This is a genomic window from Bacillus cereus group sp. BfR-BA-01356, assembly GCF_022663635.1.
Lineage (GTDB): Bacteria > Bacillota > Bacilli > Bacillales > Bacillaceae_G > Bacillus_A > Bacillus_A cereus.
The window spans coordinates 20,815-46,552 of the sequence record NZ_JAKUFX010000006.1 but is presented as its reverse complement, the minus strand read 5'-3'; the positions used below and the strand labels follow the sequence as shown (position 1 = coordinate 46,552).

Genomic DNA, 25,738 nt, shown 5'->3' with positions numbered 1-25,738 from the left:
GTGAAAGCACATAAACTCCCACCTAATTTTTAGGAGGGAGTTTTATTATCTGTAAATCGTAAAATAAAAGATTTGCAGTTATGCAAAAAGTGGACACATTTTCTCACCTCTTTCATATAATTTACCAATACAAAAAAAGTTGGTCGAAGGAAAGAAGGGAGAACATGTCAGAACGAATATATAATAAACTTGTATTGTACGCGAATATTTTGCAAAAAATAGGTGTCATCAATGAGAAGGAAAAAAGTGAAATTCTTCATACGATAGGTAAAAAAGCCCTTTGAATAAAGGGCTTTTTTATTTTGTACCTTTAAAAATATAAATTTAATGTAATATTCTCATTGACAATGATAATGAGATTCATTATCATTTATTTGTGATTAATTGATAAATGTTATCAATTGTGAAAATTATATATGATAGGGGATATTATTTTGAAAAAAAATTATATGAAGGCGCTAGTAGTAGCGACAACATTAGCGATTCCATTTGCTACGTACTCTACTCCAGCATTAGCGGCATTAAAAGTTGAAGCAAATCAATCGGTAGCAGCAGCGAGTGATCGCACGTATGATACTGAGATTAAAATATATAAGGACCAAAAAGATGAGCCATCTATGGTTTCTCAATATATAAAAAATCCTAAAGTAACGATTGCAGCTGGCAAAAAAATTGTCACTGTAACAATGCAAGATAGCGATTATTTTCAATATCTTAGAATAGAAGATAAAAACCAGCCTGGTGTATTTCATGATGTGAAGGTTTTGTCAGAAGATAAGAGGAAGAATGGAACGAAGGTAGTTCAATTTGAAATTGGCGAGTTTGAGAAGAAGCACAATATGCAAATGCATATACTTATTCCAGCTATTGGATATGATCACAAATATCAAGTTCAATTTGAAATTAAAGATCCAACTGTAGGTAACAAAGAAACAGAGAAACCAGATGATAACTCTAATTCAGGAAATACGGAAACGGATAATCCAGTTGATAATCAAAATATGATAACAGATAACAAATTAAGAGAGCTTGTTAATAAAAAAGTATTTAATAGAAAAGATTTAAATACACCAATTACGAAAGAAGATTTATTACAAGTAAAGGATTTGTTTTTAAATACAAATGAGATACTTGATTATAGTGCATTAAAATATATGCCAAATTTAAAATCTTTAACAGTTGCGAATGCGAAGATAAAGGATCCGTCGTTCTTTGCGAACTTAAAGCAATTAAATCATTTAGCTTTGCGTGGTAATGAATTTGCAGATGTAACGCCACTTGTTAAGATGGATAATTTAGAATCCCTTGATTTAAGTAATAATAAAATTACAAACGTTGCACCACTAACTGAAATGAAAAATGTAAAAAGTTTATTTCTATCAGGCAACCAAATAGAAGATGTAACAGCATTAGCGAAAATGGAACAACTAGATTACTTGAATTTAGCAAATAATAAAATTACGAACGTTGCTCCATTAAGCAATTTGAAAAATGTAACATACTTAACTTTAGCAGGTAATCAAATTGAAGATATTAAACCGCTTTATACGTTACCGTTAAAAGATTTAGTATTAACACGTAATAAAGTGAAAGATTTATCAGGCATTGATCAATTGAATCAATTACAAGAGCTATGGATAGGGAAAAATGAAATAACAGATGTTACTCCTCTAAGTAAGATGACACAGTTGAAAATTTTAAACTTACCCAACAACGAGTTAAAAGATATTACTTCATTATCAAGTTTAGTAAACTTACAAAAGCTTGATTTAGAAGCGAATTATATTTCAGACTTATCACCAGTTAGTAATTTGAAAAAATTAGTATTTCTAAGTTTTGTTGCAAATGAAATCCGTGATGTCCGACCAGTTATAGAACTAAGTAAGACGGCTTATATTAATGTCCAAAATCAAAAAGTATTTTTAGAGGAAACAGAAGTAAATAAAGAAGTAAAAGTACCTATATATGAAAAAGATGGTGAGATTTCTACGAAAATCCGTCTGAAGAGCGATAATGGTACGTATAGTAATGGTGTAGTGAAATGGAGTACACCAGGTGAGAAAGTATATGAATTTGGTTTGAAAGATCCATTCGCGGATACAGGAATCTTCTTTACAGGATCTGTTATTCAAAATGTAGTAGAAAGTAAAGACGGTAATACATCTAAAGAAGATGAGAAAACAGAAGTGGTAGAATTTAAAGATGTACCAAAGGGACATTGGTCAGAAGAAGCAATTAATTACTTAGCGAAAGAAAAATTATTTATAGGCTATGGAAATGGTGAATTTGGATTTGGTGATAACATTACTCGTGGACAAGTAGCACTTCTAATACAAAGGTATTTAAAATTAGAAAATAATCTAGAACAAAAAACGGCATTTACAGATACGAAAGGAAATATGTATGAAACGGCTATTGATGCAGTGGTTCAAGCTGGAATTATGACAGGCTATGGAAATGGTATGTTCCGTCCGGATGGAGTATTAACTCGATATGAAATGTCAGTAGTACTACAAAGAGTATTTCAGTTAAAAGAAAATGAAAATAGTGCAGAGAATTTTAAAGATGTACCAAATGGCCATTGGGCGAAAGGATATGTGAAAGCTTTAGTGGATAATAAAATATCAAAAGGCGACGGGGAAGGGAATTTTTTAGGAGATAATTTCGTAACACGTGAACAATACGCACAGTTTTTGTATAATGCAATAAAGAAATAAAGTGAAACTTTATTCAGTGGGGGTTTTGTTCATTCCCCACTGATTAGTAGCCCTCACCAATCGGGCTGCCCGTTAATGCGGGATAAAAAATGAGGAAAATACGCTATTCTTTAATTAAAGAATAGCGTATTTTTTATGTGCAAAATGAAATAGGAAATAGATAGGAGTATAGACATATGAATAGCCTATTTTAAAGAAGAACCACGAAACTATATTGACAAAAAAGCGTTCTCATGTGATAATTCAATTAAATTTTTAGAATAATCAAAAAATATTCCTTTTACATAGAAAGGATTCGAACCTTATATGAATATTATGCCGGGGGTGACGAAATGTTATTTTTTCTGAAGAAATGGAATGAATTAAAAGATGTGAAATCTGAATTGGCACTTCGTGATTGGTTTTATGGTACCAAAATTAGCTTATCGCTATGTACGTCAAAAGAGCCGTTAACATTTTTAGTAAATGTTGAGGGAAGAGATAAAGGGCTATTTTCGGAAGAAGATTTTATTGTCGTAAATTGCATGTGCGAGTCAGTATTTGAAAATGAAGAAAAACCAGCTGCAGAGTCATTTATGCATGCGGATATTTATAAAAAAAGTAGTGCAGGATGTATTTTACAAGTGCAGACTGTAGATAGTCATTTAATATCAGAGTTATATGGGGAAGAAGGAGAAGTAACGTTCGATAAACGCAGTGTGGAGCGTGTTTTCGGAAAAGAAGGTATAACAGAAATGACAATTCCAATTGTAGAAGATGAAAAAAAATTCGCTGATTTATTAGAAAGCAATGTTCCGAATTTCATTGAAGGTGGAGGAGTAGTTCTTGTTCATAATTACGGCATGATTGTGTGGGGAAAAACGCCAGAAGAAGCGAAAAAATGGCTAGAGGGTATAGAATATTTAATGAACTATCATGTAAAGTTATTAATGATTAAGGGTGCAAGGAGCTCTGTTATATAAAAATGGATGTGATATGGATACAAGTTAATAAACAAATGAAAGCGTTTTAAAAATAATTTCACTCATAAAATATAGGTCTCCTTATTATATATAGATTACATGTTGACATGTAAGGAGGAACATATTTTGCGAGTTAAATATCATTTTCTGCCAAAGCAGCAAGTAACATTTTGCAAGATAAATGATTCTGGTGAAGAGGCACTGCAAATGATGAACGAAACGGGATTTCGAGCCATCCCGGTATTAGCAGAAGATGAGAAGAAATTCACGGGGATTATTTATAAAGTAGATTTATTAGAAAAAAAATGCAATAGCGGATTAGAGCATGTAAGTGCAGGGGATATGCTTGATGATTCCAATGCATTTATTTTTGAAAAGGATTCATTCTTCAGAGCTTTTTATGTAATTCGTCGGCTTCCGTTTTTAGCCGTGCTAAATGATTATAATGAATTTGTCGGTATGTTAACGCATTCGAATATATTTGATGTTATTGAAGATTCATTTGGTATGCGAACAGGTGGTTATATATTAACAATTGCAACACAAGATTGTAAGGGAACGATTAAAGAGCTTGGGACATTGTTAAAAGCATATAATATCGGTGGCCTATTTACGTTAGATAACGGTGATCAATATATCCGCCGCGTTATTGTAAATATATCAGATGAGTTAGATGAAACAAGATTAAAGCAATTAATCGGAAAAATAGAGAAAAAAGGATTCAGAGTGAGTCATGTAGATTATATTTAAGTTAAAAAAAGTACCTATCTGTTATATATAGATAGGTACTTTTTTGTCCCGCCATTTGTGGGCAGTAAAATCCGAGCCTCAAAATTCAGCGCAAGTAAAGAAGTTAAGTGGGGGGACGGATTGCCCATAAAAGCCCAATTGGTGAGGGCTGATTATATGTGAGTAATGAACTTTATTTTGAAACAGGAGGCGGGGATAATGCTAGATCAGATAAGAAAATAAAGTCTGCATGCTCACGAATTTTAGGGATAGAAGTTTCAATAACGCGTGATGTAATTTCACCTGGAGGGCCCACATGCCCGATAGCTACCATAATAGGTTTTTCTTGAATTTTTTTGATGAGTAATTGGGCTTGTTTTGAAATATGTCCTGCTGTATACACATCATCAAAAAATAGTTGGTTTTCAATAATAGGAACTCCTAATTCCTTTCCGATTTTTGGGACGACACTATTAGGATTCGTTTTACTATCTAAGTAAAATAAACCGTGTTTTTTACAAGCAGCAAGTATAAGGCGAACAATTCTTTCATCCGCTGTTACTTTTGACCCCATATGATTGTTCATTCCAATTGCATGCGGTACTTCTTGAATCGCTTGTTCAAGTCGGTTGTTTATTTCTTCATCGCTTAAATCAGTTGTAATTGCTTTCGGCCCAAGCCATTCTTTTTTACCTTTTATAGGTTCCATTGGCATATGTATAATAACTTCATGGCCTTTCTTATGGGCAGCTATTGCATCTTCTTTTGTGGAAGGAAGAAAAGGCATAACAGCAACAGTGAGTGGAATGGGAAGTGATAACATTTGATTAGTCCCCTTCATATTATTTCCGAAATCATCAATGACAATAGCAACTTTATTCGTATGAGCATTTGCTTGAATAGGAAATAAGAAGGACGGTAAAAACAAAACAATGATGAGTAATGCAATCGTATATTTTCGCATATAAATATTTCCTTTCTATTGTTATCCCGCTATTTGTGGGGAGTAAGACTCCCACCTCAACATTGGGCTGGATAGGTGGGAGATTCACTGCCTACCCGATTGGTGAATACTAATAATCAGTGGGGGCTGAACAAAAAACACTGATTAAAGTTTCACTTTATCAATCATCATTATGTTTTGCTTTTTTATATAAATTAAACAAAAAATGTCGAAGAAAAGTAGGTGGAAAATTAAGAATCACCGGTTTACGTAGCATTTATAAAAAAACAAGATGAAAAAAATGTCTATTATTGCGAATGTATTTACAAAGATAGAATAATTTGTAATAATTCTCAAAGTGAGGGTAAAGATTTGTAAATTACAGGGAGAAAATGTTAAAATTTCTGATTCTTCAAATTTGCATATGATTAAGTAGTTAAAAAAGTCAATGGAGAAGTGAAGTTAAGAGCATGGAAGTATAATAAGGGGGATATGGATGTTTACTGTAAAAAGGAAGTACACATTAGAAAAGCTTTCACGTGATATTCATATGAAACGTGAAGAAATGATTCAACTAGGATTAACAAGTGGGCTAAATAGTAGGGAGACAATTCAAGTTAGTCAAGAATTGGACAAGCTTATTTTACAATATCAATGTTATAAAGAAAAACAAACACCGAAATGGTTTTCAATTATAAAAATACCTATTTTCCAAATCGGGTATGAAGGAAAATCAAATAATTTTTGGCGAATGCTTGTGGCTGGTTTTATGAAATAAGTATAATTACCCTTATAGGATAAGGATAATTATACTATGTGTAACGGAATTTCGATATGAACTGTTGTTCCTTCGTTTTCTGTACTGTCAATAAAAATATGCCCATTATACATCTCTACAATTCGTTTACATATGACAAGTCCAAGACCTGTTCCAGTATCTTTATTAGTAAAGAACGGATGAAAGAGGTGTTTTTGAATATGTTGCGGAATCCCTTTTCCAGTATCTATAATCTGCAATTGTGCGTGTGTTTCATTGTTTTTTACTACAATGGTTAGTGTATCACTAGAAGTCATGGCCTCAATTGCATTTTTTGTAATGTTTAAAACCACTTGTTTCATATGGTCTTTCGAACAACGGATATGAACAGGATGGTCTGGCAAATGTAAATGGAATACAATGTTATGTAAATTCGCCTCAGATTGAATAATTAATGCTACCTCATTTAGAATTGTTCTTACATCATACGTTTGTTCGATGATGGCGGTTGGCTTTCCGAGAATAAGAAATTCACTTGCAATTTCATTGATTCGCTCTATTTCTTGTTCAATTACGGAAAAGTAGAACTGATCTTGCTCATCTTTATATTTCTCTTTTAATAGAGCGACGAGCCCTTTAATTCCAGTAAGAGGATTACGGATTTCGTGTGCTGTACTCGCTGCAAAAGTTCCAACTAATTCAATTTTCTGTAGTTCATTTTGTTGTCTTTCAAGTTTTGTTTGCCGTTTTAACAAAATATATTGAGCAAGTAAAAATAAAATAGACATTAAAAATAAAGTAGCTATACACTCTATTGTAACCCACTGGTATAAGGTTTTTTGATGAATAGGTAATGGAGAAACAGAGACCTTCCAATTTAATCTTTGGAGTGGGGTAGTAAGCATATTAGAATGCGTATCACTTGTGTCGTTATTATCATCGGTTAGAAAAACTACATCATGTTTATCAGTTACCTCAAAATGGTATTGTGGTTTAATGGCATTTAAAGAAGATGAAATGTAATCAAAGCGTAAACTAGCTAATAATAATCCTGAGAGCTCCTTCTGTTTATTAAATATGGGGGCAGCAATTATAATAGCTTTATGTCCAAGAACGCGATCAGTAATGACTGATGATACAGTGGTTTTTTTAGTTTGGAGCGCGTCTTGAATATATTTACGGTCTGAAACATCTATAGGCTTTGATTCATCTTCAGATGCGATTGTAATGACTCCTTCTGGTGTAGCGTAATATAGACCAGAAAAGCGTGCATCGTTTCCATCTGTATCATGTACAATTTGTTTAATGCCATTTATATTACCAGTCTCGGTGCCTACAACTTTTGCAAGCATGTCTAAAGCAGAAATTGCTTCACCAAGATGATGATCCAAATAATCTCTATATAAAAAGAGAACTGTATGAGCAGATAATTTGTTTTCCTGTTTCATTTTATATGTATGATACGAATAAAATGTAGCACCAATCCCTATTGTCGGTAGGATAACAAGCAATATATATACAATTATGCTTTGGAATTTGACTTTCAAATGTGGTACTCCTTCTTTTTTTATTATCATTATATATAAACTATGTTAAAATTGTCATGTTTTTATTCAAGAATGATTCTTAATATATTAGGGGAGAGGAAATGGATGAGTGAATGCTCATTCGGAATTCACATGAAGTATGAAGTGGCATTTTCTTTTTATTGCTGAGAATTTAAGTGAAGGGTTGAAAGTTGTATGACATCAAATAATGAACGAGAAGATATTTCTCAATCTTTAAAAGTATTTATTGCATTATCTCGTGTACATCGTTCTGTTATGGATACTACAAATAAATCTATACAAAGTAACGGATTAAATCCAACTGAATTTGCTGTATTAGAACTGCTATATCATAAAGGCGGTCAACCACTTCAGCAAATTGGTGAGCGTATTTTAATAGCTAGTGGCAGCATTACATATGTTGTAGATAAGCTGGAGAAAAAGGGATTAGTAAAGAGAATTCCATGTCCGAATGACAGACGTGTTATTTACGCGCAATTAACTGAGTCTGGCGAGAACTTTATTGCTTCTATTTTTCCGGGGCATGAGAAAGTTATACATCAGTCTTTTGAAATGTTAACGAAAGATGAAAAAGATGAATTACTTGATTTATTAAAAAAAATTGGGAAGTATGAAAAATAATATGTTCCAAAGGAGCTTTGGATAAATAAATCCAAGGCTTTTTTTATTTGTAATGAACTCAGGGCAGTCACTGCCGAAATTTGTTGAAAATTAAGAGGGAATTCAAGAATACGTATTGAATTATAATAAAGGTATGTAATGGAGAGGAGGCTCGTTCATGTCATTTAAAGACTATGAATATAAACGCCCAAATATTGAAGAGTTAAAAGAGAAATTTACTGTTGCTTTAGAGAAGTTTGATAACGCAAAAACTGTAGAAGAACAAAAACAAGTCATTCATTCAATTAATGAGATTCGCAACGATTTTGGTACAATGGGAAACCTTTGTTACATTCGCCATTCTGTTGATACGACGGATACTTTTTATAAGGAGGAGCAGGATTTCTTTGATGAATTCTCTCCAGTTGTACAAGGATATGGTACAAAATATTATAAGGCACTCATTAATTCTCCATTTCGTGAAGAATTAGAGGCGTATTATGGAAAACAATTATTTGCTCTAGCAGAATGTGATTTAAAAACATATTCAGATGAAGTCGTGAAAGATTTACAATTAGAAAATAAATTATCATCGCAATATACACAGTTATTAGCATCTGCAAAAATTGACTTTGCTGGAGAAGAAAGAACGTTATCGCAACTGATTCCGTTTATGCAAGGAAAAGAAAGAAGCGAACGTAAAGCAGCAAGTGAAGCATACTACGGATTTTTAGCTGGAAATGAGGAAGAACTAGATCGTATTTATGATGAGCTTGTTAAAGTGAGAACGAAAATCGCAAAATCTTTAGGTTTCAAAAACTTTGTTGAACTTGGATATGCAAGAATGTACCGTACAGATTATAATGCGGAGATGGTGGCTAATTACCGTCAGCAAGTGCTAGATTATATCGTTCCCGTTACAACGGAATTAAGAAAGCGACAACAAGTACGTATCGGTGTAGAGAAGTTAGCTTATTACGACGAAAACTTTGAGTTTGCTACAGGTAACCCAACTCCAAAAGGAGATGCGGATTGGATTGTTGATCATGGAAAGACAATGTATAAAGAGTTATCGGCTGAAACAGATGAATTTTTCAATTTCATGCTAGATAATGATTTATTAGATTTAGTTGCGAAAAAAGGAAAAGCTGGTGGCGGATATTGTACATATATTGAGAATTATAAAGCGCCATTTATTTTCTCAAACTTCAATGGAACATCTGGTGACATTGATGTATTAACACATGAAGCAGGTCATGCCTTCCAAGTATATGAAAGTCGTAAATTTGAAATTCCAGAATATAATTGGCCAACATATGAGGCGTGTGAAATCCACTCTATGAGTATGGAATTCTTTACATGGCCATGGATGAAGCTATTCTTTGAAGAAGATGCAGATAAATATTACTTCTCTCACTTAAGTTCAGCACTTCTGTTTTTACCTTATGGTGTATCTGTTGATGAATATCAACATTATGTATATGAAAATCCTGAAGCATCACCTGAAGAGCGTAAGACAGCATGGCGTAACATAGAGAAGAAATATTTACCACATCGTGATTATGAGGAGAATGATTATTTAGAGCGCGGTGGTTTTTGGCAACGTCAAGGGCATATTTATAGCTCACCGTTCTATTATATTGATTACACGCTTGCTCAAATTTGTGCGCTACAATTTTGGAAACGTGCAAGAGATAATAGACAAGAGGCGTGGGAAGATTATGTGAATCTGTGCCAACAAGGTGGAAGTAAATCGTTCTTAGAATTAGTAGAGGTTGCAAATTTAACATCACCATTTGCTGAAGGCTGTGTGAAAAGTGTTATTACAGAAATTGAAGCATGGTTACATGCGATTGACGACACAAAATTGTAAAAAACATGCGCTTTTTTCACATGTTTAACATCGACATAATGGGAAAATGATGAGATAATAAAAGAAAATTCAGAATACTGAAGGGGTGTTTCTAATAAGGAGCACCTCTTTTCACCAACAAAAGGGGGGAACAAGTATGCTTCAATCTAATATGGATGTAAGTTTAGAAAGTTTAGTAAACTCATTACAGGCTACTCGAAGCACGCTATTATCAGAAATTGAAATGTTAAATGACACAGAAGTGAATGTAAAGCCACGCCGTGATAAATGGAGTATTATTCAAATTTTACACCACTTGCATTTAGTTGAACAATCTGTCACGTCTGCCCTTGTATATGCTTTACAAAAAAATGAAAGAAACATGACTCCATTTAAAGACCTCCAACTTACGCTTGATCGCACACATAAACGAGAAGCTCCTCAGCAAATGCAACCAACAGAAACTTTAATGAAAAAACAGCAAGGAATTCAATTACTAGAACATTCACGCCAAGAACTATTACACGCGCTTCATAGTGTTATAGATGAAAAAGATTTATTTGAAAATGGATTAAAGCATCCTGTTTTTAATGATCTGAATTTGTATCAATGGGTTCAATTTCTTGATTTGCATGAACAAAGACATCTTACGCAGTTAAAAGAGGCGAAACATGCAATTTTGCAACGCTAAAGTGGAAGAAGTGGGAAACCACTTCTTTTTTGATACGTGCATAGTTTTCTTTCTTATTTTGGAATACTACATGGAGAAAGAAAAGAAGGAGTTGAAAAAACATGTCTAAGAAGAAGCGAGAAGAAGAGCGCGCCTGGAAAGCACGTAAAGAAAATCAACAACCGCACGGAAAAGTGAAAGCTTTTGCTGAATTAGTTGAAGGAACAGAAAAAACGTGATGAGTATTTCATCACGTTTTTTGTATGAGTGGAAAAGTTAATAAAAAGGTTGTACCGATTCCTTTTTCACTTATAATATCAATTTTTCCATTCATAGCTTGAACAACACTGAATACGACCATCATTCCAAGTCCAGTACCTTTTTCTTTCGTTGAATAAAAGGGCGAACCAAGACGTTTTACTTGTTCTGAATCCATACCGACTCCTGTATCTTTTATATATAACTGAATATGCTTATGATCAGGAACTAATGTGAAATAAAGATCACCGCCTTTTGGCATAGCCTCAATGCAATTTTTTAAAATATTTAATAAACATTGATTTAGTTTTTGCTTTTCTCCAGCGATAAAAAAAGAAGTGCTTTGCTTTATATAATGAGTACGTACATTTGTTAAATTAGCAAGCGGTGTAATTAACGACAATGCATGTAGTAATTCTTCTTCTAACTGTAATGTTTGTTCTTTTTCAATGCTTGGTTTAGCAAAGGTTAAATAATCTGTAAGAACATGATTTGCTTGTTCGATGCCATTAATGGCAATGTCGATATATAATTTTCGTTCCTGCTCAGTGCATGTATCTGATTGTAACAGTTGTAAAAAACCTTTCGTTGAAGTTAATGGATTGCGAATTTCATGAGAGATAGACGCTGCCATTTCACCAATTAAATGAAACTTTTCAGCATTTATAAGTTCGTTTTGGAGACGAACTTGAGTTTGTAATATGTGTAGTAAATATAAAATTAGAATCGTACCAAGCATTGAACATAATTCATACACAATAATATGCGGTATATAATCAGTCTTATTTGTAACCTTTGAAAGGAAGAAGGGTATCCAACTAAATCCGTATGTGAGACTGTAGATAATAGCAAGTGTTATTTTTATACGATTAGAAGTTCGATTGAAAAATTTATATGTTAATAATAGAACAATAAATAGAAGAACAGAACCGATAAGAGATGGGAAAACACCTATCCCACCTAATAATAAGCGATATATGTTTAATACAACTAAGATAGAACCACCAGCAATAGGCCCTCCCGTTAATGTACCGACAATTAATACAATATGGCGCATATCAAATTGAAAACCATTATTTGTTTTTGCTGCAAATGTAATACAGAGTACGGTAGCAAGGCAACAGAGTACAATGAATATAGCTGAATTTAATTTAGGAGAGCGTTTCCCTTTTTGATTCCAAAATAAATGATATACGAGCATTGTAATCAGGATGAATAATATATTTAAAAAGAGATAAATAATAAAGGGTTTCAGTGGGATGCCTCCTCTCTTCTTATATTAAATTAATCATACTATAAAATGAAAGAAATGAAATAATAAATATCTGAAAAATCAGAAATTTTTACGCTAGTATACAATATGTTACAATAAGCTGTGTCAATGAAAGAAGAAATTCCGTGCACCGCGCGGGAGAGGTTCGCGAACTCCCTCTATAAAAAACTATGGAAACAACAATATCCTTAGGTATTGTTTTGTTTTTTTATTGTGACAGTTCAAGAACGTTCTTTCTTCTTATTTATAGTAGAGAAGGAGAATGAGTGAAATGAAAAAAGAAAAAGCAGTTGTTGTTTTTAGTGGAGGACAAGATAGTACGACATGTTTATTTTGGGCAATAGAGCAGTTTGCAGAGGTAGAAGCTGTAACGTTTAATTACAATCAACGTCATAAGCTAGAAATTGATTGTGCAGCGGAAATTGCAAAAGAACTAGGAATAAAGCATACGGTACTAGATATGAGTCTATTAAATCAACTTGCTCCAAATGCTTTAACGAGAACGGATATGGAGATTACACATGAAGAAGGTGAATTGCCATCGACATTTGTAGATGGACGAAATTTACTCTTCTTATCATTTGCTGCTGTATTAGCAAAACAAGTTGGAGCACGTCATATTGTAACGGGTGTATGTGAAACTGATTTCAGTGGTTATCCAGACTGCCGTGACGTGTTTGTGAAATCGTTAAATGTTACTTTAAATTTATCTATGGATTACCCGTTTGTCATTCACACGCCACTTATGTGGATTGATAAAGCTGAAACATGGAAATTATCAGATGAACTTGGAGCATTTGAGTTTGTTCGAGAAAAAACATTAACATGTTATAACGGAATCATTGGTGATGGTTGCGGTGAATGTCCAGCATGTCAACTTCGTAAAGCAGGATTAGATACGTACCTACAAGAACGCGAAGGAGCGAACAACTAATGGATAACTTTTTTGGATTTCGCATCGTAGAGAATTTGCAAAAAATGGACAAGGATATTCAGCGTAAACAACTCAAATACCATAATAAAAGAGTAATGGTCAGCAAGGAATTTACATTTGATGCAGCACACCATTTACACTGTTATGAAGGGAAATGTAAAAACTTACATGGTCACACATATAAAGTTGTATTTGGAATTAGTGGATATGTAAATGAAATAGGTCTTGCAATTGACTTTGGAGATATAAAAGAAATTTGGAAGAATGAAATAGAAATTTATCTAGATCATCGTTATTTAAACGAAACGTTACCTGCAATGAATACGACTGCTGAAAATATGGTCGTTTGGATTTATGAAAAGATGGCAGAAGCACTAACAAAAGAGAATCGAGTGAACGAATATAAAGGAGCTCGCGTTGAATTTGTTCGTCTATTTGAGACGCCGACTAGTTATGCGGAAGTAAGACGGGAGTGGATGCTTGATGAGTAAAATCCCTGTCTTAGAAATATTCGGTCCGACTATTCAAGGTGAAGGAATGGTTGTAGGGCAAAAGACAATGTTTATCCGTACAGCTGGTTGTGATTATAGCTGTGCTTGGTGTGATTCTGCTTTTACGTGGGATGGATCAGCTAAAGATCAAATTAGACAGATGACACCAGAAGATATTTGGGATGAGCTTGTTGCAATTGGAGGAGAAAATTTTTCTCATGTTACGATTTCAGGTGGAAATCCGGCATTACTGAAAAATATTGAGTTTCTTCTTTCTATATTAAAAGAAAATGGAATGCGAACGGCAATTGAAACGCAAGGGAGTAAATGGCAAGATTGGTTACTTCAAATTGATGAGATAACAATTTCTCCAAAACCACCAAGTTCAACGATGAAAACAGATTTTCAGAGGTTAGATGCTATTATTCAGAAACTAGCAGGAAAAGATATTAGTTTAAAAGTAGTAGTATTCGATGATCATGATTTTGAATATGCAGTTAAGATGCACGAACGTTATCCAAAGGTACCATTTTTCTTACAAGTAGGAAACGATGATACAAAAACAGTGGATGATGCGATGCTTATAAAAAAATTATTAGATAAGTATGAATGGCTGATTGATAAAGCTGTAAATTGTAAAGAGATGAATGATGCAAAAGTATTGCCTCAGCTTCATGCGTTAGTATGGGGAAATAAGCGCGGCGTATAACGAGAAGGGATGTTTAAAATGACAGGAAGATTAGATGAAGATTTAAAAGATGTAACATTACTAGGGAATCAAAATACAAAATATTTATTTGAATATAGCCCAGAAATATTAGAGGTATTTGATAATAATCATCCAAACCGTGATTATTTTGTAAAATTCAATTGTCCTGAATTTACAAGTTTATGCCCGAAAACAGGACAACCAGATTTTGCAACAATTTATATTAGCTATATTCCAGAGCAAAAAATGGTAGAGAGTAAATCTTTAAAGTTGTATTTATTTAGTTTCCGCAATCATGGTGATTTCCATGAAGATTGCATGAACGTTATTATGAACGATTTAATTAAATTAATGGATCCACGTTATATTGAGGTATGGGGGAAATTCACACCACGTGGTGGTATTTCAATTGATCCATACTGCAACTACGGGCGCCCAGGGACGAAGTATGAACAAATGGCTGATTACCGCATGATGAACCACGATCTATATCCGGAAACAATTGATAATCGTTAATAGAAAGAAAGGGCCTGTATAGTATACAGGCCCTTTCTTTCTATTATATTATGCATTTTGATTAATGACAGTATAGTTTTTATGACTTACAACTGTAAGAGGTTCCATATCTAGTTCTCTAAAATTCTTCATAATTGTTATATCAACAATAACAGAGTTTTGATTTACTTTTTGAACACGGCCTTGCATTCCACCTTTAAATTCGATGATATCTCCAGTTTCTGCGATCTGCATAAGCAACTCTCCTTGTTACAGTTTTCCCAAAAAAAGAATAAATTTGGGTTTTTTTATTTCCTCCTATTTTGAACCATATTTCCTACTTTGTAAATGTTTCCAAAGTAAAAATTCGAAAAATATTCACTTTTTGTAAGAAAATATGTAGAAAATCCATGTTTTTTGAAAAAAATAGCAAAAATGCGAGAATCTTTATATCGAGGTATAATGAAAAAGTAGAATAACCTGCTGAAGTGGGAGAAATTAGAGGCGGTAAAATGATGTTTGAATTTGTGGGGAGTGTTATAGCTTTAATTTTATTTTTATTTTCTTATATGCATTTAAAAAAGATTCGTCAATATGATACGAGTACATATTTTGATGGGATGGATGGTATCCATGCTTCGATAACACATGATAATGGTGGGGAGATGTAAAGGTATATAACTTTATTTTCTTGCGTGGTATGATGTTTAGAACTAGTGCATAATAGAGTTCATAAGTGATGAATGGAGAGTGAAAAGAATGAAGATTTCTTTTATTCGTCATGGTCGCTTAGATTGTACTATAGAACCAATGACGGTTACATCCTTTCATGAATGGATAAAAGGATATGACTTACATACTATAACAGAAAAACAACCTATACCATTGGAAACAAGAGAAGCGGTTGAAGTAGCGAAATTGATTGTAACGAGTGATCAAAAGTGTGCTGTACAGTCAGCAGCTGAATTAATGGATTCTTTATGTTTTATACAAAATTCTCTTTTTAGGGAAGTGGCAGTTCCGGCGAGCTTTTATGCGCCAAAATGGTTGAAGTGTAAACTTAACGTATGGATGTGTATTGGACGAGCATTATGGATACTTGGTTACCATAAAAATGTTGAATCTTATAAGGAAGTAAGAGAGAGGGCAAGGCAAGCAGCTTACGTATTACATCGTTATGCTCTCGTACATGGAAGTATTGCTCTTGTAGGTCATAATTATTTTAATTCGATGATTGGAACGGAGCTGAGGGCAATGGGATGGTCTGGTTCGCCTATTTTGCATAGAAAGCCATGGGGATGTACAACATATACGTTTCACGAGGCGATGGATGGAAATATATTAAATACGAATTTAACATAAAAGCACACGATTTATATAAATCGTGTGCTTTTATGTTAAGATACAGAAATTTTGACGTTTAATGGTTTTACGAGATGAGCATAAGGTTCGCCTACTAGCATAACAATTTCATCTTTTTTATAACCTAACTTTTCGTATAGTGAATAGGCGCGTGTGTTTTCTAAATTAACAAGTAAAGCGATTTTTTCATGCCCTTTTTCAGTTGCATAGATTTCGGCAGCTTCAATTAATTTAGAACCGATACCTTTTCCGCCGTGTGCACTTGAAACTGATAGTGTATCAATGTAATACTCATCAAGCTCAGCTTCTTTTTCTAACGTAATTGATTCATCTTTATGTAATTCTCTTAAGTGATGTACAATTGGTGCGTCAAGCTGTGTTGCTTCACTACCGTGATAAGCGACAATAACTCCAACTGCACTCTCGTCTTGTTCATAGACAAAACAGTTTTCGTAGCTCAGACGGTTATTTTCTTTTGAGAACCATGTCTCAAGTCCTAGTAATACTTCTGCTTCATCTGTGCTACCTGTGATTTTTTCAGCAATTTCATGCAGAGCATTATACAATAAAGGAGCTATTGCCATTGCATCTGTCTTTTTTGCTTTCCGAATCATAGTATCCCTCCTAGTTCTATTTGTATATTGTAGCATAGTGGTATGGAACTTTGCATAATTGAATGCCGAAATGTTTGATATAGAGAAGTAGCTATGTTAGTATATGATATTTAGTGGACATATAGTAAAACGATATTGTTTGCGAAATAACGAAAATAAAATCATGGCATAACAACGAGATAAAGTGAAACGTTAATCAGTAAGATTTTTTGTTCATTCCACGACTGATTAGTAGTCAACACCAATCGCACTACCTGCAAATAGCGGGATAAATTTACAGTTGTTGACCTATAGAATATACGATAAAATAAAATATTGCAGAGAGGTGAAATACATGGATAAAGAATTAGCAAATACAATTTTAGATCAGCTAAAAAATGGTGAAATAAAGGAGTATGTTGTTACGAAAGATGTATTTTATACGTTCAGAGAAGTTGTTGTAAATAGAGAAGACTTTAAGCATTTCATTGGTAACGCACAGCGAGGCGGGCAAGTGATTTATACATATTCAGAAACGCCACGTTCATAAAGGGGAATTTTGATCAGCAGGGCATCTCTCACTGATTAGTAGCCTTTCACCAATCGGACGTTTAATGCGGGATAAATAAAAGATAAAGGAGAGGGGAATTATGGGCGATTTTAAACAAGGCATTTTACCACATTGGGATTATATGTGGAAAGATAGAGCCGGCAATCGATTTATGGGAATGGTTATGTATCCAGAGAAACGAAAATGTTCAGCAAAAATGCTTCAGAAAATAAAAAGAGCATATGAAGAAGCAGTAGAAATTAAAGTAACTGTACAAGTTCGACATACATATCAGTACGTAGAAGGAATGATTGTATACTTTGATGAAGAGGCTCCGGTATGTACAATGATTGATAAAGATGAAAATCCGCATCATATATTTGTAAAAGATATTTTGCGCATTGAGCACTCTGAATAAACTTTTCATAAATAAATTGAAGTTCCATAATAATAATCTTTTTCTATAATAGTTATCTTTTAGTATGTAACGAGAAACGAAAGTATATGTATAATATATTTAATAAGGTAAATTTGATAAATGTAATCGTTTTTTAGAGCAGATTATAGTTTCATATCTGTTCTTTTTTGCGTGATGCTGGAGAAATATATTTCTTCAGCATCTACCGTTTTATGACAAAATATATTGTTAACTTTTTTAAAAATAAGGTTAAATTCGTTGACAACTTTTTTGAAAAGCACTTTATTGACATGAGTTTTAGAATGTTGTTTCATAGTCATTGTATTGAAAAAAAACGGCTATCATGTCGAAAAGTAAAAGTTAAAAAAAGAAAGAATTTATACATATATCTTGTGTCTTATTTTGAAACGTAATACAATATATAGAGAAATCAAGAACAACATATAGAGAATATAGATTTGAGAGGGAGGGTCGGAAATGTTAGTTGCATATGATTCTATGACAGGAAACGTGAAGCGTTTCATTCACAAATTAAATATGCCGGCCGTTCAAATTGATGAAGATCTAGTAATAGATGAAGACTTTATTCTTATTACGTATACAACAGGTTTTGGCAATGTACCAGAACGTGTTTTAGACTTTTTAGAGCGCAATAATGAAAAATTAAAAGGCGTATCTGCAAGCGGCAATCGTAACTGGGGAGACATGTTCGGTGCAAGTGCTGACAAGATTTCTACTAAATATGAAGTGCCTATTGTATCAAAATTTGAGTTATCTGGAACAAATAACGATGTAGAATATTTTAAGGAAAGGGTGCGGGAGATTGCGACACATTGAACTGAATAATGAAATCACGCAAATGCAGGACGGTTTTTATCAGCTTCATAAAGATAAAGAGGCATTAGAAGTCTTTATGGAAGAAGCTAGAGAGAATACCGTTCCTTTTAATAGCGTGGCAGAGCGAATGGAGTATATGAAAGAACATGATTACTATTACAACGTTCTGGACGAGTATAGCTTGGAGGAAGTAGAGGAAGTATATAACATCGCTTATGGTGAAAACTTCGAGTTCCAATCTTATATGGCAGCATCTAAGTTCTACAAAGATTATGCGTTAAAAACGAATGATCAAAAACAATACTTAGAAAGCTATGAAGATCGTGTAGCAATTGTTTCATTATACTTAGGACGCGGTGATGTTTCGAAGGCAAGACAATTCGCAAGCATGATTGTAAAACAAAACTACCAACCAGCGACACCAACCTTTTTAAATGCGGGAAGAAGCAGAAGAGGAGAAATGGTGTCTTGTTTCTTGTTAGAGATGGACGATAGCTTAAATTCGATCGGCTTTAACATTAATACTGCGATGCAATTATCGAAAATCGGCGGGGGAGTAGCTTTAAACTTATCTAAGCTACGCGCACGCGGTGAGCAAATTAAAGGTATCGACAACGCTGCAAGTGGCGTAGTACCTGTTATGAAATTGCTTGAAGATTCGTTTTCATATGCGAATCAGCTTGGCCAACGAAAAGGTGCCGGTGCAGTATATTTAAACATTTTCCATTGGGATATTATTGAATTCCTTGATACAAAAAAAATAAATGCCGATGAGAAGAGCCGTATTCAGTCTCTATCAATCGGAATTATCGTTCCAAGTAAGTTCTTTGAGCTTGCTGAGAAAAACGAACCTTTCCATGTTTTCGCGCCTTATACGGTTTATAAAGAATATGGCAAGCATTTAGATGATATTGACATTGATGAAATGTACGATGAATTAATGAGCAATCCGAAAGTGAAGAAGAAGCCACTAGATATTAGTGCACGTGATATGCTTATTAAAATCGCTATGATTCAGCTTGAGTCTGGTTACCCATACTTAATGTTTAAATCAAATGCAAATAATCAACATCCATTGAAGGATATTGGAACTGTGAAGATGTCGAACTTATGTACAGAAATCTTCCAGCTTCAAGAAACTTCAGAAATAAATGATTACGGTACAGATGACATTATCCGTCGTGATATTAACTGTAACTTAGGATCGTTAAATATCGTAAACGTAATGGAAAATAAAGAAATTCGTGAAGCAGTTCATGCGGGAATGGAAGCTTTAACAGCTGTTTCTGATATGACGATTATTCCGAATGCACCAACTGTGAAAAAAGCAAATGACGAGCTTCATTCAGTTGGACTTGGAGCAATGAACTTACACGGATATTTAGCAAAAAATAAAATCGCTTATGAAAGTGCAGAAGCGAAAGAATTCGCTCGTACATTCTTTATGATGTTAAATTACTACTCTATTGAGAAAAGTATGGAAATCGCTACAGAAAAAGGCGAGACATTTAAGGACTTCGATAAATCTGATTATGCGAATGGCACATACTTCGAAAAGTATGAAACGACAGATTACAGCCCAGTAACTGAAAAAGTTCAGCAACTATTTGAAGGAATTCATATTCCAACAAAAGAAGATTGGACAAGTTTAAAAGAGCAAGTACAGAAGAATGGTTTATACAACTCATATCGTCTTGCCATTGCTCCAACACAATCAATCAGTTACGTTCAAAATGCAACTTCAAGCGTAATGCCGATCGTAAGTCAAATCGAATCAAGAACATATGCGAATGCGACAACATATTATCCAATGCCGTATTTATCAAAAGATACGTTCTGGTACTATAAATCTTCTTACGATATGAATCAGTTTAAATTAATTGATTTAATCGCAGAAATTCAAGAACATATTGACCAAGGAATTAGTACAATTCTTTACGTTAATAGTGATATTTCAACACGTGAATTAGCACGTTACTACATCTATGCACATAAAAAAGGCTTAAAGAGTCTGTATTATACGAGAACACGTAAATTAAGCGTGGAAGAGTGTGTGGCTTGTACCGTTTAATATAAAAAGTGAGACATGATGAGCAGGGTTTTCTGAACCCTGCTCATGCTTAGTTATCATATTTAGAGAAGGGGCGATTTAATGCGTGCGGTAAACTGGAACAAAAAAGAAGATGATTTTAGTTTAATGTTTTGGAAGCAAAACATCGCTCAGTTTTGGACAGAAGAAGAAATTGCGGTTTCGTCTGACAAAAATACTTGGGTGCAATTATCGAAAGAAGAGCAAATTGCTTATAAGCGTGTATTAGGTGGTTTAACACTTTTAGATACGAAACAAGGTGGCGAAGGAATGCCACTTGTACTGGTTCATCTTGAAAATTTACAAGCGAAAAGTGTATTAGCTTTCATGGGAGCTATGGAAGAAGTACATGCGAAAAGTTATAGTCACATTTTCACAACATTAGCTACAGAAGAAGAGATTGATGATATTTTTGACTGGGTAGACAATCATCCGTTACTTGAGAAAAAAGCTGGTATTATTACTAGTTACTATCGTCGTTTATTAAAGCCTGAAGTAACAAAAAAAGAGTTATACATGGCAATGGTAGCAAGTGTGTTCTTAGAAAGTTACTTATTCTATAGCGGATTCTTCTATCCACTTTACTTAGCTGGTCAAGGAAAACTAACAGCAAGTGGTGAGATTATCAACTTGATAATTCGTGATGAGTCAATTCACGGCGTATTCGTCGGTATTTTAGCACAACAAATCTTCGCAGAACTTTCTGCAGAAGAGCAACAAGAAGTGCAAAAAGAAACACAAGATTTATTAATGGAACTATATGAAATTGAAATGGCCTATACAGAAGAAATTTACACTTCTATCGGTCTTGTAGAAGATGTAAATCGTTTCGTTCGTTACAATGCGAATAAAGGGCTTATGAACTTAGGACTTGAGCCGAAGTTTGAAGAAGAAGAAATTAACCCAATCGTTTTAAATGGTTTACGTACAGATACGAAAAACCATGATTTCTTCTCTGTAAAAGGAAATGGTTACGTAAAAGCAACGAACGTTGAAAAGTTAGCTGACGATGACTTCGTGTTTAACTTTTAATATAGGATTATAAAGAAAAACTGTCTTATTCATTGATAAGACAGTTTTTCTTTATAATTTTGTTTACATAACACTATTATTTTTGTATAGCGATTTATATTTGGGAAGTTCTATTCGTTTAACGGATAGAACTTTTTTGTAATTAAATGGGTATTTACAAACCTTTTGTATCGGTGTATTATTTAACTAGTACACCGATACAAAAGGAGGGAAGAAATGAAAATAGAGTTTTCTCCAAATACACCAATTTACATTCAGGTAATGGAATACATAAAAAAAGAGATCGTAACAGGACATTTATTGCCTGGTGATAAAATTCCCTCTGTCCGTGAATTAGCGAGTGAATTACAAGTGAATCCAAATACGATTCAGCGTACATTTCAAGAGCTAGAACGGGATGGAGTTGTTGTCACACGTAGAGGAATGGGACGGTATGTAACGAATGAAGGGGAGAAAATTATGGAGCTGCGAAAAGAGATGGCGAAAGAATTACTTCATTCTTTTATAGATGGAATGGACAATTTAGGTTTTTCAGAAGAAGAAATTCTTACAATTCTTCGTTCTTCATTACATGATAAGAGGGAGGAGAGCCAATGACAGAGCTATTGAAAATAGAAAACTTATGGAAGAGATACGGATTAAAAGCAGTGATCCGTGAATTAAACATAGAGATTACGGAAGGGAAAATCGTTGGGCTTGTTGGAGATAACGGGAGCGGGAAAACGACGTTATTGAAAATGATTGCAGGCTTGCAACACCCTTCTGAAGGTAGTATTACAATAGACGGTAAAAAGGTAGGGTTACAGACGAAAGAAATTGTTTCATTTATGTCCGATAAGCCAATCTTTGATGATTGGATGACTGTAAAAAACGCTTTATTTTTCTATCGAGATTTTTATAAAGACTTCGATATTCAAAAAGCGGTAGATACGATTGCAGAATTTAAAATACCGTTAGAAGAAAAAATTACAGCATTGTCAAAAGGTATGGTTGAGAAGTTGCAGATTATTTTAACGTTTTCTCGAAAAGCGAAGCTATATGTACTGGATGAGCCATTGGGCGGGATTGATCCTCTTTCTAGAGAACATGTATTGGATCTAATTCTACAGTTCTATAGGGAAGATTGTACGATATTAATTTCCACTCACTTAATAAATGAAATTGAAAATATTTTTGATGAAGTGATCTTTTTAAAAGATGGAGAAATGGTTCTATATGAAAATGTAGAAGAAATTCGTTTTCAGAGAGGAAAAGCAGTTCATGAATTGTTTAAGGAGGTGTTTAGTAAGTGAAGTCAGTACTTTCCTATTTATGGAATGTAAATAAGAAAAGATATATTGTTACTTTTTTATTCTTTGTGCTAATTGAAGCTGTGTTATTTTCACAAATGATTGTAAGAAAAAGTGATGCGGCTATCAGTAGACAAGAGGGTATATTTGGAATCATTATGATTATATTTTTCTTTTATATTGTTTATATGTTTATACAAACAATGAAATCATATTCACGCTTACTAACTAATCCAATGTTACGACTTACAGCAATATCTGGGAAACAATATGTAATTTCTATGCTTATTTTCTCATTTATCGCAATGGCTATATGGTATGGGATATGTGGAATTCTTTTCTACGTAAGTTATGTATTAGCTTTTCCTACGACTTCTGTATATGTAGAAGCAAAAGAGATTATGCAAGTAGGCATAATTAATAATTTAATATATACGATAAGCGATTTATTTGAGTTTTTGTTTAGTGTTTTACAAATCATATTGGTAATTACTCTAGTAAAGTTACTTACGAAAAAGAAAAAGGCGCAAAATATACTAATCGTTATTATTTTTCTAGTAATAAATATCGCGATTACTTTAGCGACAACCTTGCTAGGAAAATTAGCTCCAGCTTTCCAAGTATTGCGAAGAGTAGAATATCATAGTGAAAGCAAGAGTCTGTTTATTAATATGTTTCAAGAAAATGGATTTAACATTTTTAATATAAGTTTCATGGTAATGGTTAGTGCTCTAATAATATATGTAATTGCTTATATTATCGATAAAAAACTAGAAGTCTAAAGGAGGAATCAGCATTGGGAAACGTAGTAGTAAAGTTAGAGAATGTTCGAAAAAAGATTGGTGGAACGGAAATTATTCGTGGTTTATCATTTGAGGTTCGTGAAGGAGAAGTATACGGATTCCTTGGACCGAACGGTAGCGGTAAGACGACGACGATCCGTATGATGACAGGTCTTATTTCAATGACAGAGGGCGATATTACAATTTGTGGACATAGTATTCGCTCGGAGCGTGAAAAGGCACTAGAGCAAATTGGAGCGATTGTAGAAAATCCTGAACTATATGATTATATGACAGGAATGCAAAACTTAAAGCATTTTGCGAACATGGCCATTACACCAATTAGTAAAGAGCGCATTGCTGAGATTGTAAAGCTTGTTGAGTTAGAGCATGCGATTCATAAAAAGGTGAAAACATATTCACTTGGTATGAAACAACGTTTAGGAATTGCACAGGCATTACTTCATCAGCCGAAAATCTTAATTTTAGATGAGCCGACAAATGGATTAGATCCAGCTGGTATTCGCCAAATTCGTGATTATTTACAACGTTTAGCGAAAGAAGAGAATATTGCTGTAATCGTATCAAGTCACTTATTGAGTGAAATTGAATTAATGTGTGATCGCGTCGTTATTATTAAACAAGGTGAGTTTGTACAAGAGTACAACTTACATGAAAAAGTGAAACATGATGAGGCAGTCGTTGTAGCGTTTGAAGTAGATGAAGTTCAGAAAGCGAATGAAATCATTAAAGGTAAAGCAAAAGGGAATGTAATTGTAGCATCTGTAACAAAAGACAACATTCCGCAACTTGTAAAAAAACTTGTTCATGCTGATGTGCTTGTATACGGGGTTACTGTTCAAAATAAAACGTTAGAGGATGAGTTCTTAGCGATTACTGGGGGAGTGAAAGCGTAATGTTTAAATTAATTCAAAATGAATTTTTAAAGTTGCATGCGAAAAAAGGTATGTATATTTTAATTGGTGTCATTGCTTTATTGGAGATTTTAGGAGCAGTAGTACTGGCGAAATGGGGTGAAGCTGGTAGTTTAAATGGATCTTACTTAGATTTTGTAAGTTCAGATATCGGCTTAATTATGATATTCGCAACGATTTTTGGAATTACAACAGCTTCGCGTACAATTACAGATGAATTCCAAAAAGGAACGATTAAACAATTATTAATTCGTCCAAGAAAACGAATGACAGTTTTATTTTCTAAATATATTACAGTGTTATTAACGATGTTATTTATTGTATTTGCTAGTACGTTAATTGCTATGATTATTGGATTAATTGTAATGGACGGTAGTAAAACTGAATTAACGTTAGGAATTGTTTTAAAAACAATATTATATCAGCTGCTATCACCATTTTTCTTTGCAACACTTGCATTTTTCTTAGCAAACGTATTTAGAAAATCTGTATTACCATTAATTATTACGATGTTCCTATTCTTCTTACAAGGTGCAATTAACATGGTATTAATAATGTTTGCAAAAGGTGTAGCGAAGTTTGTAGTATTCAACCATTTGGATTTAAGAGCTTACGATAGTAATAAATTAATCAATGGTGGAATGGAACCAACATTTACAGAATTTACGTTTACAACTTCATTATTACTTGTAGCTGCATACTTTGTTGTGTTACTTGTAGCATCAAGTGCATTATTCCAAAAACGTGACGTATTATAATAAAAGAAATCCCCGCTTGTAAAAACGGGGATTTTTATTACATAAATTTCACTTGGATTGCAACTTGAAGAACAGCGATATGGTATTTTAAGAGCTATGCTGTTTGAAATGATTTGAGAAAAATAGGAAGGATTT

General features: G+C 33.6%; 29 protein-coding genes and 1 riboswitch. Of the genes, 24 read left to right on the top strand and 5 right to left on the bottom strand.

The window, feature by feature from the left end:
* The first annotated feature begins 416 nt into the window (after positions 1-416).
* The 3 genes from MR168_RS04020 to cbpA all read left to right on the top strand — a co-directional run bounded on the left by MR168_RS04020 (position 417) and on the right by cbpA (position 4,429).
* Complete coding sequence (locus tag MR168_RS04020; RefSeq protein ID WP_086411850.1) at positions 417-2,717, top strand: NEAT domain-containing leucine-rich repeat protein; 2,301 nt, start codon at positions 417-419, stop codon at positions 2,715-2,717.
* A gap of 332 nt (positions 2,718-3,049) precedes the next feature.
* Complete coding sequence (locus MR168_RS04015; protein WP_000896006.1) at positions 3,050-3,679, top strand: class II aldolase/adducin family protein; 630 nt, start codon at positions 3,050-3,052, stop codon at positions 3,677-3,679.
* Between the two features lie 126 nt (positions 3,680-3,805).
* Positions 3,806-4,429: a cyclic di-AMP binding protein CbpA gene (cbpA, locus tag MR168_RS04010; protein WP_001264208.1), complete on the top strand. Its 624-nt coding sequence runs from the start codon at positions 3,806-3,808 to the stop codon at positions 4,427-4,429.
* Positions 4,430-4,601: 172 nt separating this feature from the next.
* Here the strand turns inward: cbpA and MR168_RS04005 are convergent, their stop codons facing one another.
* Positions 4,602-5,372 (bottom strand): divergent polysaccharide deacetylase family protein, encoded by a 771-nt coding sequence (locus MR168_RS04005; RefSeq protein WP_001234119.1) that lies wholly within the window; start codon positions 5,370-5,372, stop codon positions 4,602-4,604.
* 475 nt (positions 5,373-5,847) lie between these two features.
* Here MR168_RS04005 and MR168_RS04000 point away from each other — a divergent pair, with 475 nt between their 5' ends.
* On the top strand, positions 5,848-6,129 hold the full coding sequence (locus tag MR168_RS04000) for an aspartyl-phosphate phosphatase Spo0E family protein (RefSeq protein WP_000495536.1): 282 nt from the start codon (positions 5,848-5,850) through the stop codon (positions 6,127-6,129).
* 29 nt (positions 6,130-6,158) lie between these two features.
* On the opposite strand, the gene MR168_RS03995 is transcribed toward MR168_RS04000, so the two are convergent.
* Positions 6,159-7,655: a DUF3149 domain-containing protein gene (locus MR168_RS03995; protein WP_086411849.1), complete on the bottom strand. Its 1,497-nt coding sequence runs from the start codon at positions 7,653-7,655 to the stop codon at positions 6,159-6,161.
* A 195-nt stretch (positions 7,656-7,850) separates the two neighbouring features.
* Here MR168_RS03995 and MR168_RS03990 point away from each other — a divergent pair, with 195 nt between their 5' ends.
* The 4 genes from MR168_RS03990 to MR168_RS03975 all read left to right on the top strand — a co-directional run bounded on the left by MR168_RS03990 (position 7,851) and on the right by MR168_RS03975 (position 11,037).
* The gene (locus tag MR168_RS03990) at positions 7,851-8,297 is read left to right on the top strand and encodes a MarR family winged helix-turn-helix transcriptional regulator (protein WP_000203336.1); all 447 of its coding nucleotides are present in this window, start codon (positions 7,851-7,853) and stop codon (positions 8,295-8,297) included.
* Between the two features lie 157 nt (positions 8,298-8,454).
* Positions 8,455-10,149, top strand: a complete 1,695-nt coding sequence (locus tag MR168_RS03985; RefSeq protein ID WP_086411848.1) for a M3 family oligoendopeptidase — start codon at positions 8,455-8,457, stop codon at positions 10,147-10,149.
* A gap of 136 nt (positions 10,150-10,285) precedes the next feature.
* Positions 10,286-10,819, top strand: a complete 534-nt coding sequence (locus tag MR168_RS03980) for a DinB family protein (RefSeq protein ID WP_000941961.1) — start codon at positions 10,286-10,288, stop codon at positions 10,817-10,819.
* A 101-nt stretch (positions 10,820-10,920) separates the two neighbouring features.
* Positions 10,921-11,037, top strand: coding sequence for a DUF6254 family protein (locus MR168_RS03975; RefSeq protein ID WP_000038355.1), 117 nt, complete (start codon positions 10,921-10,923; stop codon positions 11,035-11,037).
* Between the two features lie 11 nt (positions 11,038-11,048).
* Here the strand turns inward: MR168_RS03975 and kinB are convergent, their stop codons facing one another.
* Positions 11,049-12,257, bottom strand: a complete 1,209-nt coding sequence (gene kinB / locus MR168_RS03970; RefSeq protein WP_000964151.1) for a sporulation sensor histidine kinase KinB — start codon at positions 12,255-12,257, stop codon at positions 11,049-11,051.
* 206 nt (positions 12,258-12,463) lie between these two features.
* Positions 12,464-12,507: riboswitch (PreQ1 riboswitch) on the top strand.
* 93 nt (positions 12,508-12,600) lie between these two features.
* On the opposite strand from kinB, the gene queC reads away from it, so the two are divergent.
* Genes queC through queF form a run of 4 tightly spaced genes read left to right on the top strand, consistent with a single transcriptional unit; the run spans position 12,601 to position 14,979 of the window.
* Entirely contained in the window at positions 12,601-13,263 is a 663-nt protein-coding gene (queC, locus tag MR168_RS03965; protein ID WP_000711595.1) for a 7-cyano-7-deazaguanine synthase QueC, read from the top strand.
* Entirely contained in the window at positions 13,263-13,754 is a 492-nt protein-coding gene (gene queD / locus MR168_RS03960; RefSeq protein WP_000368414.1) for a 6-carboxytetrahydropterin synthase QueD, read from the top strand. Before queC ends, queD begins: the two co-directional genes overlap by 1 nt.
* Entirely contained in the window at positions 13,747-14,463 is a 717-nt protein-coding gene (queE, locus tag MR168_RS03955) for a 7-carboxy-7-deazaguanine synthase QueE (RefSeq protein ID WP_000036294.1), read from the top strand. Before queD ends, queE begins: the two co-directional genes overlap by 8 nt.
* 18 nt (positions 14,464-14,481) lie before the next feature.
* Complete coding sequence (gene queF / locus MR168_RS03950) at positions 14,482-14,979, top strand: preQ(1) synthase (RefSeq protein WP_001986050.1); 498 nt, start codon at positions 14,482-14,484, stop codon at positions 14,977-14,979.
* A gap of 48 nt (positions 14,980-15,027) precedes the next feature.
* On the opposite strand, the gene MR168_RS03945 is transcribed toward queF, so the two are convergent.
* Positions 15,028-15,213, bottom strand: a complete 186-nt coding sequence (locus tag MR168_RS03945) for a YkvS family protein (RefSeq protein WP_001165082.1) — start codon at positions 15,211-15,213, stop codon at positions 15,028-15,030.
* A gap of 233 nt (positions 15,214-15,446) precedes the next feature.
* On the opposite strand from MR168_RS03945, the gene MR168_RS03940 reads away from it, so the two are divergent.
* The gene (locus tag MR168_RS03940) at positions 15,447-15,629 is read left to right on the top strand and encodes a hypothetical protein (RefSeq protein WP_002023607.1); all 183 of its coding nucleotides are present in this window, start codon (positions 15,447-15,449) and stop codon (positions 15,627-15,629) included.
* Between the two features lie 88 nt (positions 15,630-15,717).
* Complete coding sequence (locus MR168_RS03935) at positions 15,718-16,320, top strand: hypothetical protein (protein WP_000703102.1); 603 nt, start codon at positions 15,718-15,720, stop codon at positions 16,318-16,320.
* Between the two features lie 35 nt (positions 16,321-16,355).
* Here the strand turns inward: MR168_RS03935 and MR168_RS03930 are convergent, their stop codons facing one another.
* Complete coding sequence (locus tag MR168_RS03930) at positions 16,356-16,934, bottom strand: GNAT family N-acetyltransferase (protein ID WP_000619542.1); 579 nt, start codon at positions 16,932-16,934, stop codon at positions 16,356-16,358.
* Positions 16,935-17,268: 334 nt separating this feature from the next.
* On the opposite strand from MR168_RS03930, the gene MR168_RS03925 reads away from it, so the two are divergent.
* The 10 genes from MR168_RS03925 (at position 17,269) to MR168_RS03880 (ending at position 25,603) form a co-directional block, all read left to right on the top strand.
* Complete coding sequence (locus MR168_RS03925) at positions 17,269-17,463, top strand: hypothetical protein (protein ID WP_000356684.1); 195 nt, start codon at positions 17,269-17,271, stop codon at positions 17,461-17,463.
* Between the two features lie 100 nt (positions 17,464-17,563).
* Complete coding sequence (locus MR168_RS03920; protein WP_000502205.1) at positions 17,564-17,881, top strand: hypothetical protein; 318 nt, start codon at positions 17,564-17,566, stop codon at positions 17,879-17,881.
* A gap of 477 nt (positions 17,882-18,358) precedes the next feature.
* Entirely contained in the window at positions 18,359-18,718 is a 360-nt protein-coding gene (gene nrdI, locus MR168_RS03915; protein WP_000959447.1) for a class Ib ribonucleoside-diphosphate reductase assembly flavoprotein NrdI, read from the top strand.
* Entirely contained in the window at positions 18,705-20,789 is a 2,085-nt protein-coding gene (gene nrdE / locus MR168_RS03910) for a class 1b ribonucleoside-diphosphate reductase subunit alpha (protein WP_001215839.1), read from the top strand. Before nrdI ends, nrdE begins: the two co-directional genes overlap by 14 nt.
* Positions 20,790-20,870: 81 nt before the next feature.
* Positions 20,871-21,839, top strand: a complete 969-nt coding sequence (gene nrdF / locus MR168_RS03905; RefSeq protein ID WP_001203028.1) for a class 1b ribonucleoside-diphosphate reductase subunit beta — start codon at positions 20,871-20,873, stop codon at positions 21,837-21,839.
* Positions 21,840-22,055: 216 nt separating this feature from the next.
* On the top strand, positions 22,056-22,436 hold the full coding sequence (locus MR168_RS03900; RefSeq protein ID WP_000687512.1) for a GntR family transcriptional regulator: 381 nt from the start codon (positions 22,056-22,058) through the stop codon (positions 22,434-22,436).
* Entirely contained in the window at positions 22,433-23,131 is a 699-nt protein-coding gene (locus tag MR168_RS03895; protein WP_000137745.1) for an ABC transporter ATP-binding protein, read from the top strand. The genes MR168_RS03900 and MR168_RS03895 overlap by 4 nt, the downstream gene beginning before the upstream one ends.
* Positions 23,128-23,910 (top strand): hypothetical protein, encoded by a 783-nt coding sequence (locus MR168_RS03890; RefSeq protein WP_000843921.1) that lies wholly within the window; start codon positions 23,128-23,130, stop codon positions 23,908-23,910. The genes MR168_RS03895 and MR168_RS03890 overlap by 4 nt, the downstream gene beginning before the upstream one ends.
* A 14-nt stretch (positions 23,911-23,924) precedes the next feature.
* Complete coding sequence (locus tag MR168_RS03885; RefSeq protein ID WP_000528788.1) at positions 23,925-24,827, top strand: ABC transporter ATP-binding protein; 903 nt, start codon at positions 23,925-23,927, stop codon at positions 24,825-24,827.
* Positions 24,827-25,603, top strand: a complete 777-nt coding sequence (locus tag MR168_RS03880) for an ABC transporter permease (RefSeq protein ID WP_000475435.1) — start codon at positions 24,827-24,829, stop codon at positions 25,601-25,603. The genes MR168_RS03885 and MR168_RS03880 overlap by 1 nt, the downstream gene beginning before the upstream one ends.
* Positions 25,604-25,738: the final 135 nt, after the last annotated feature.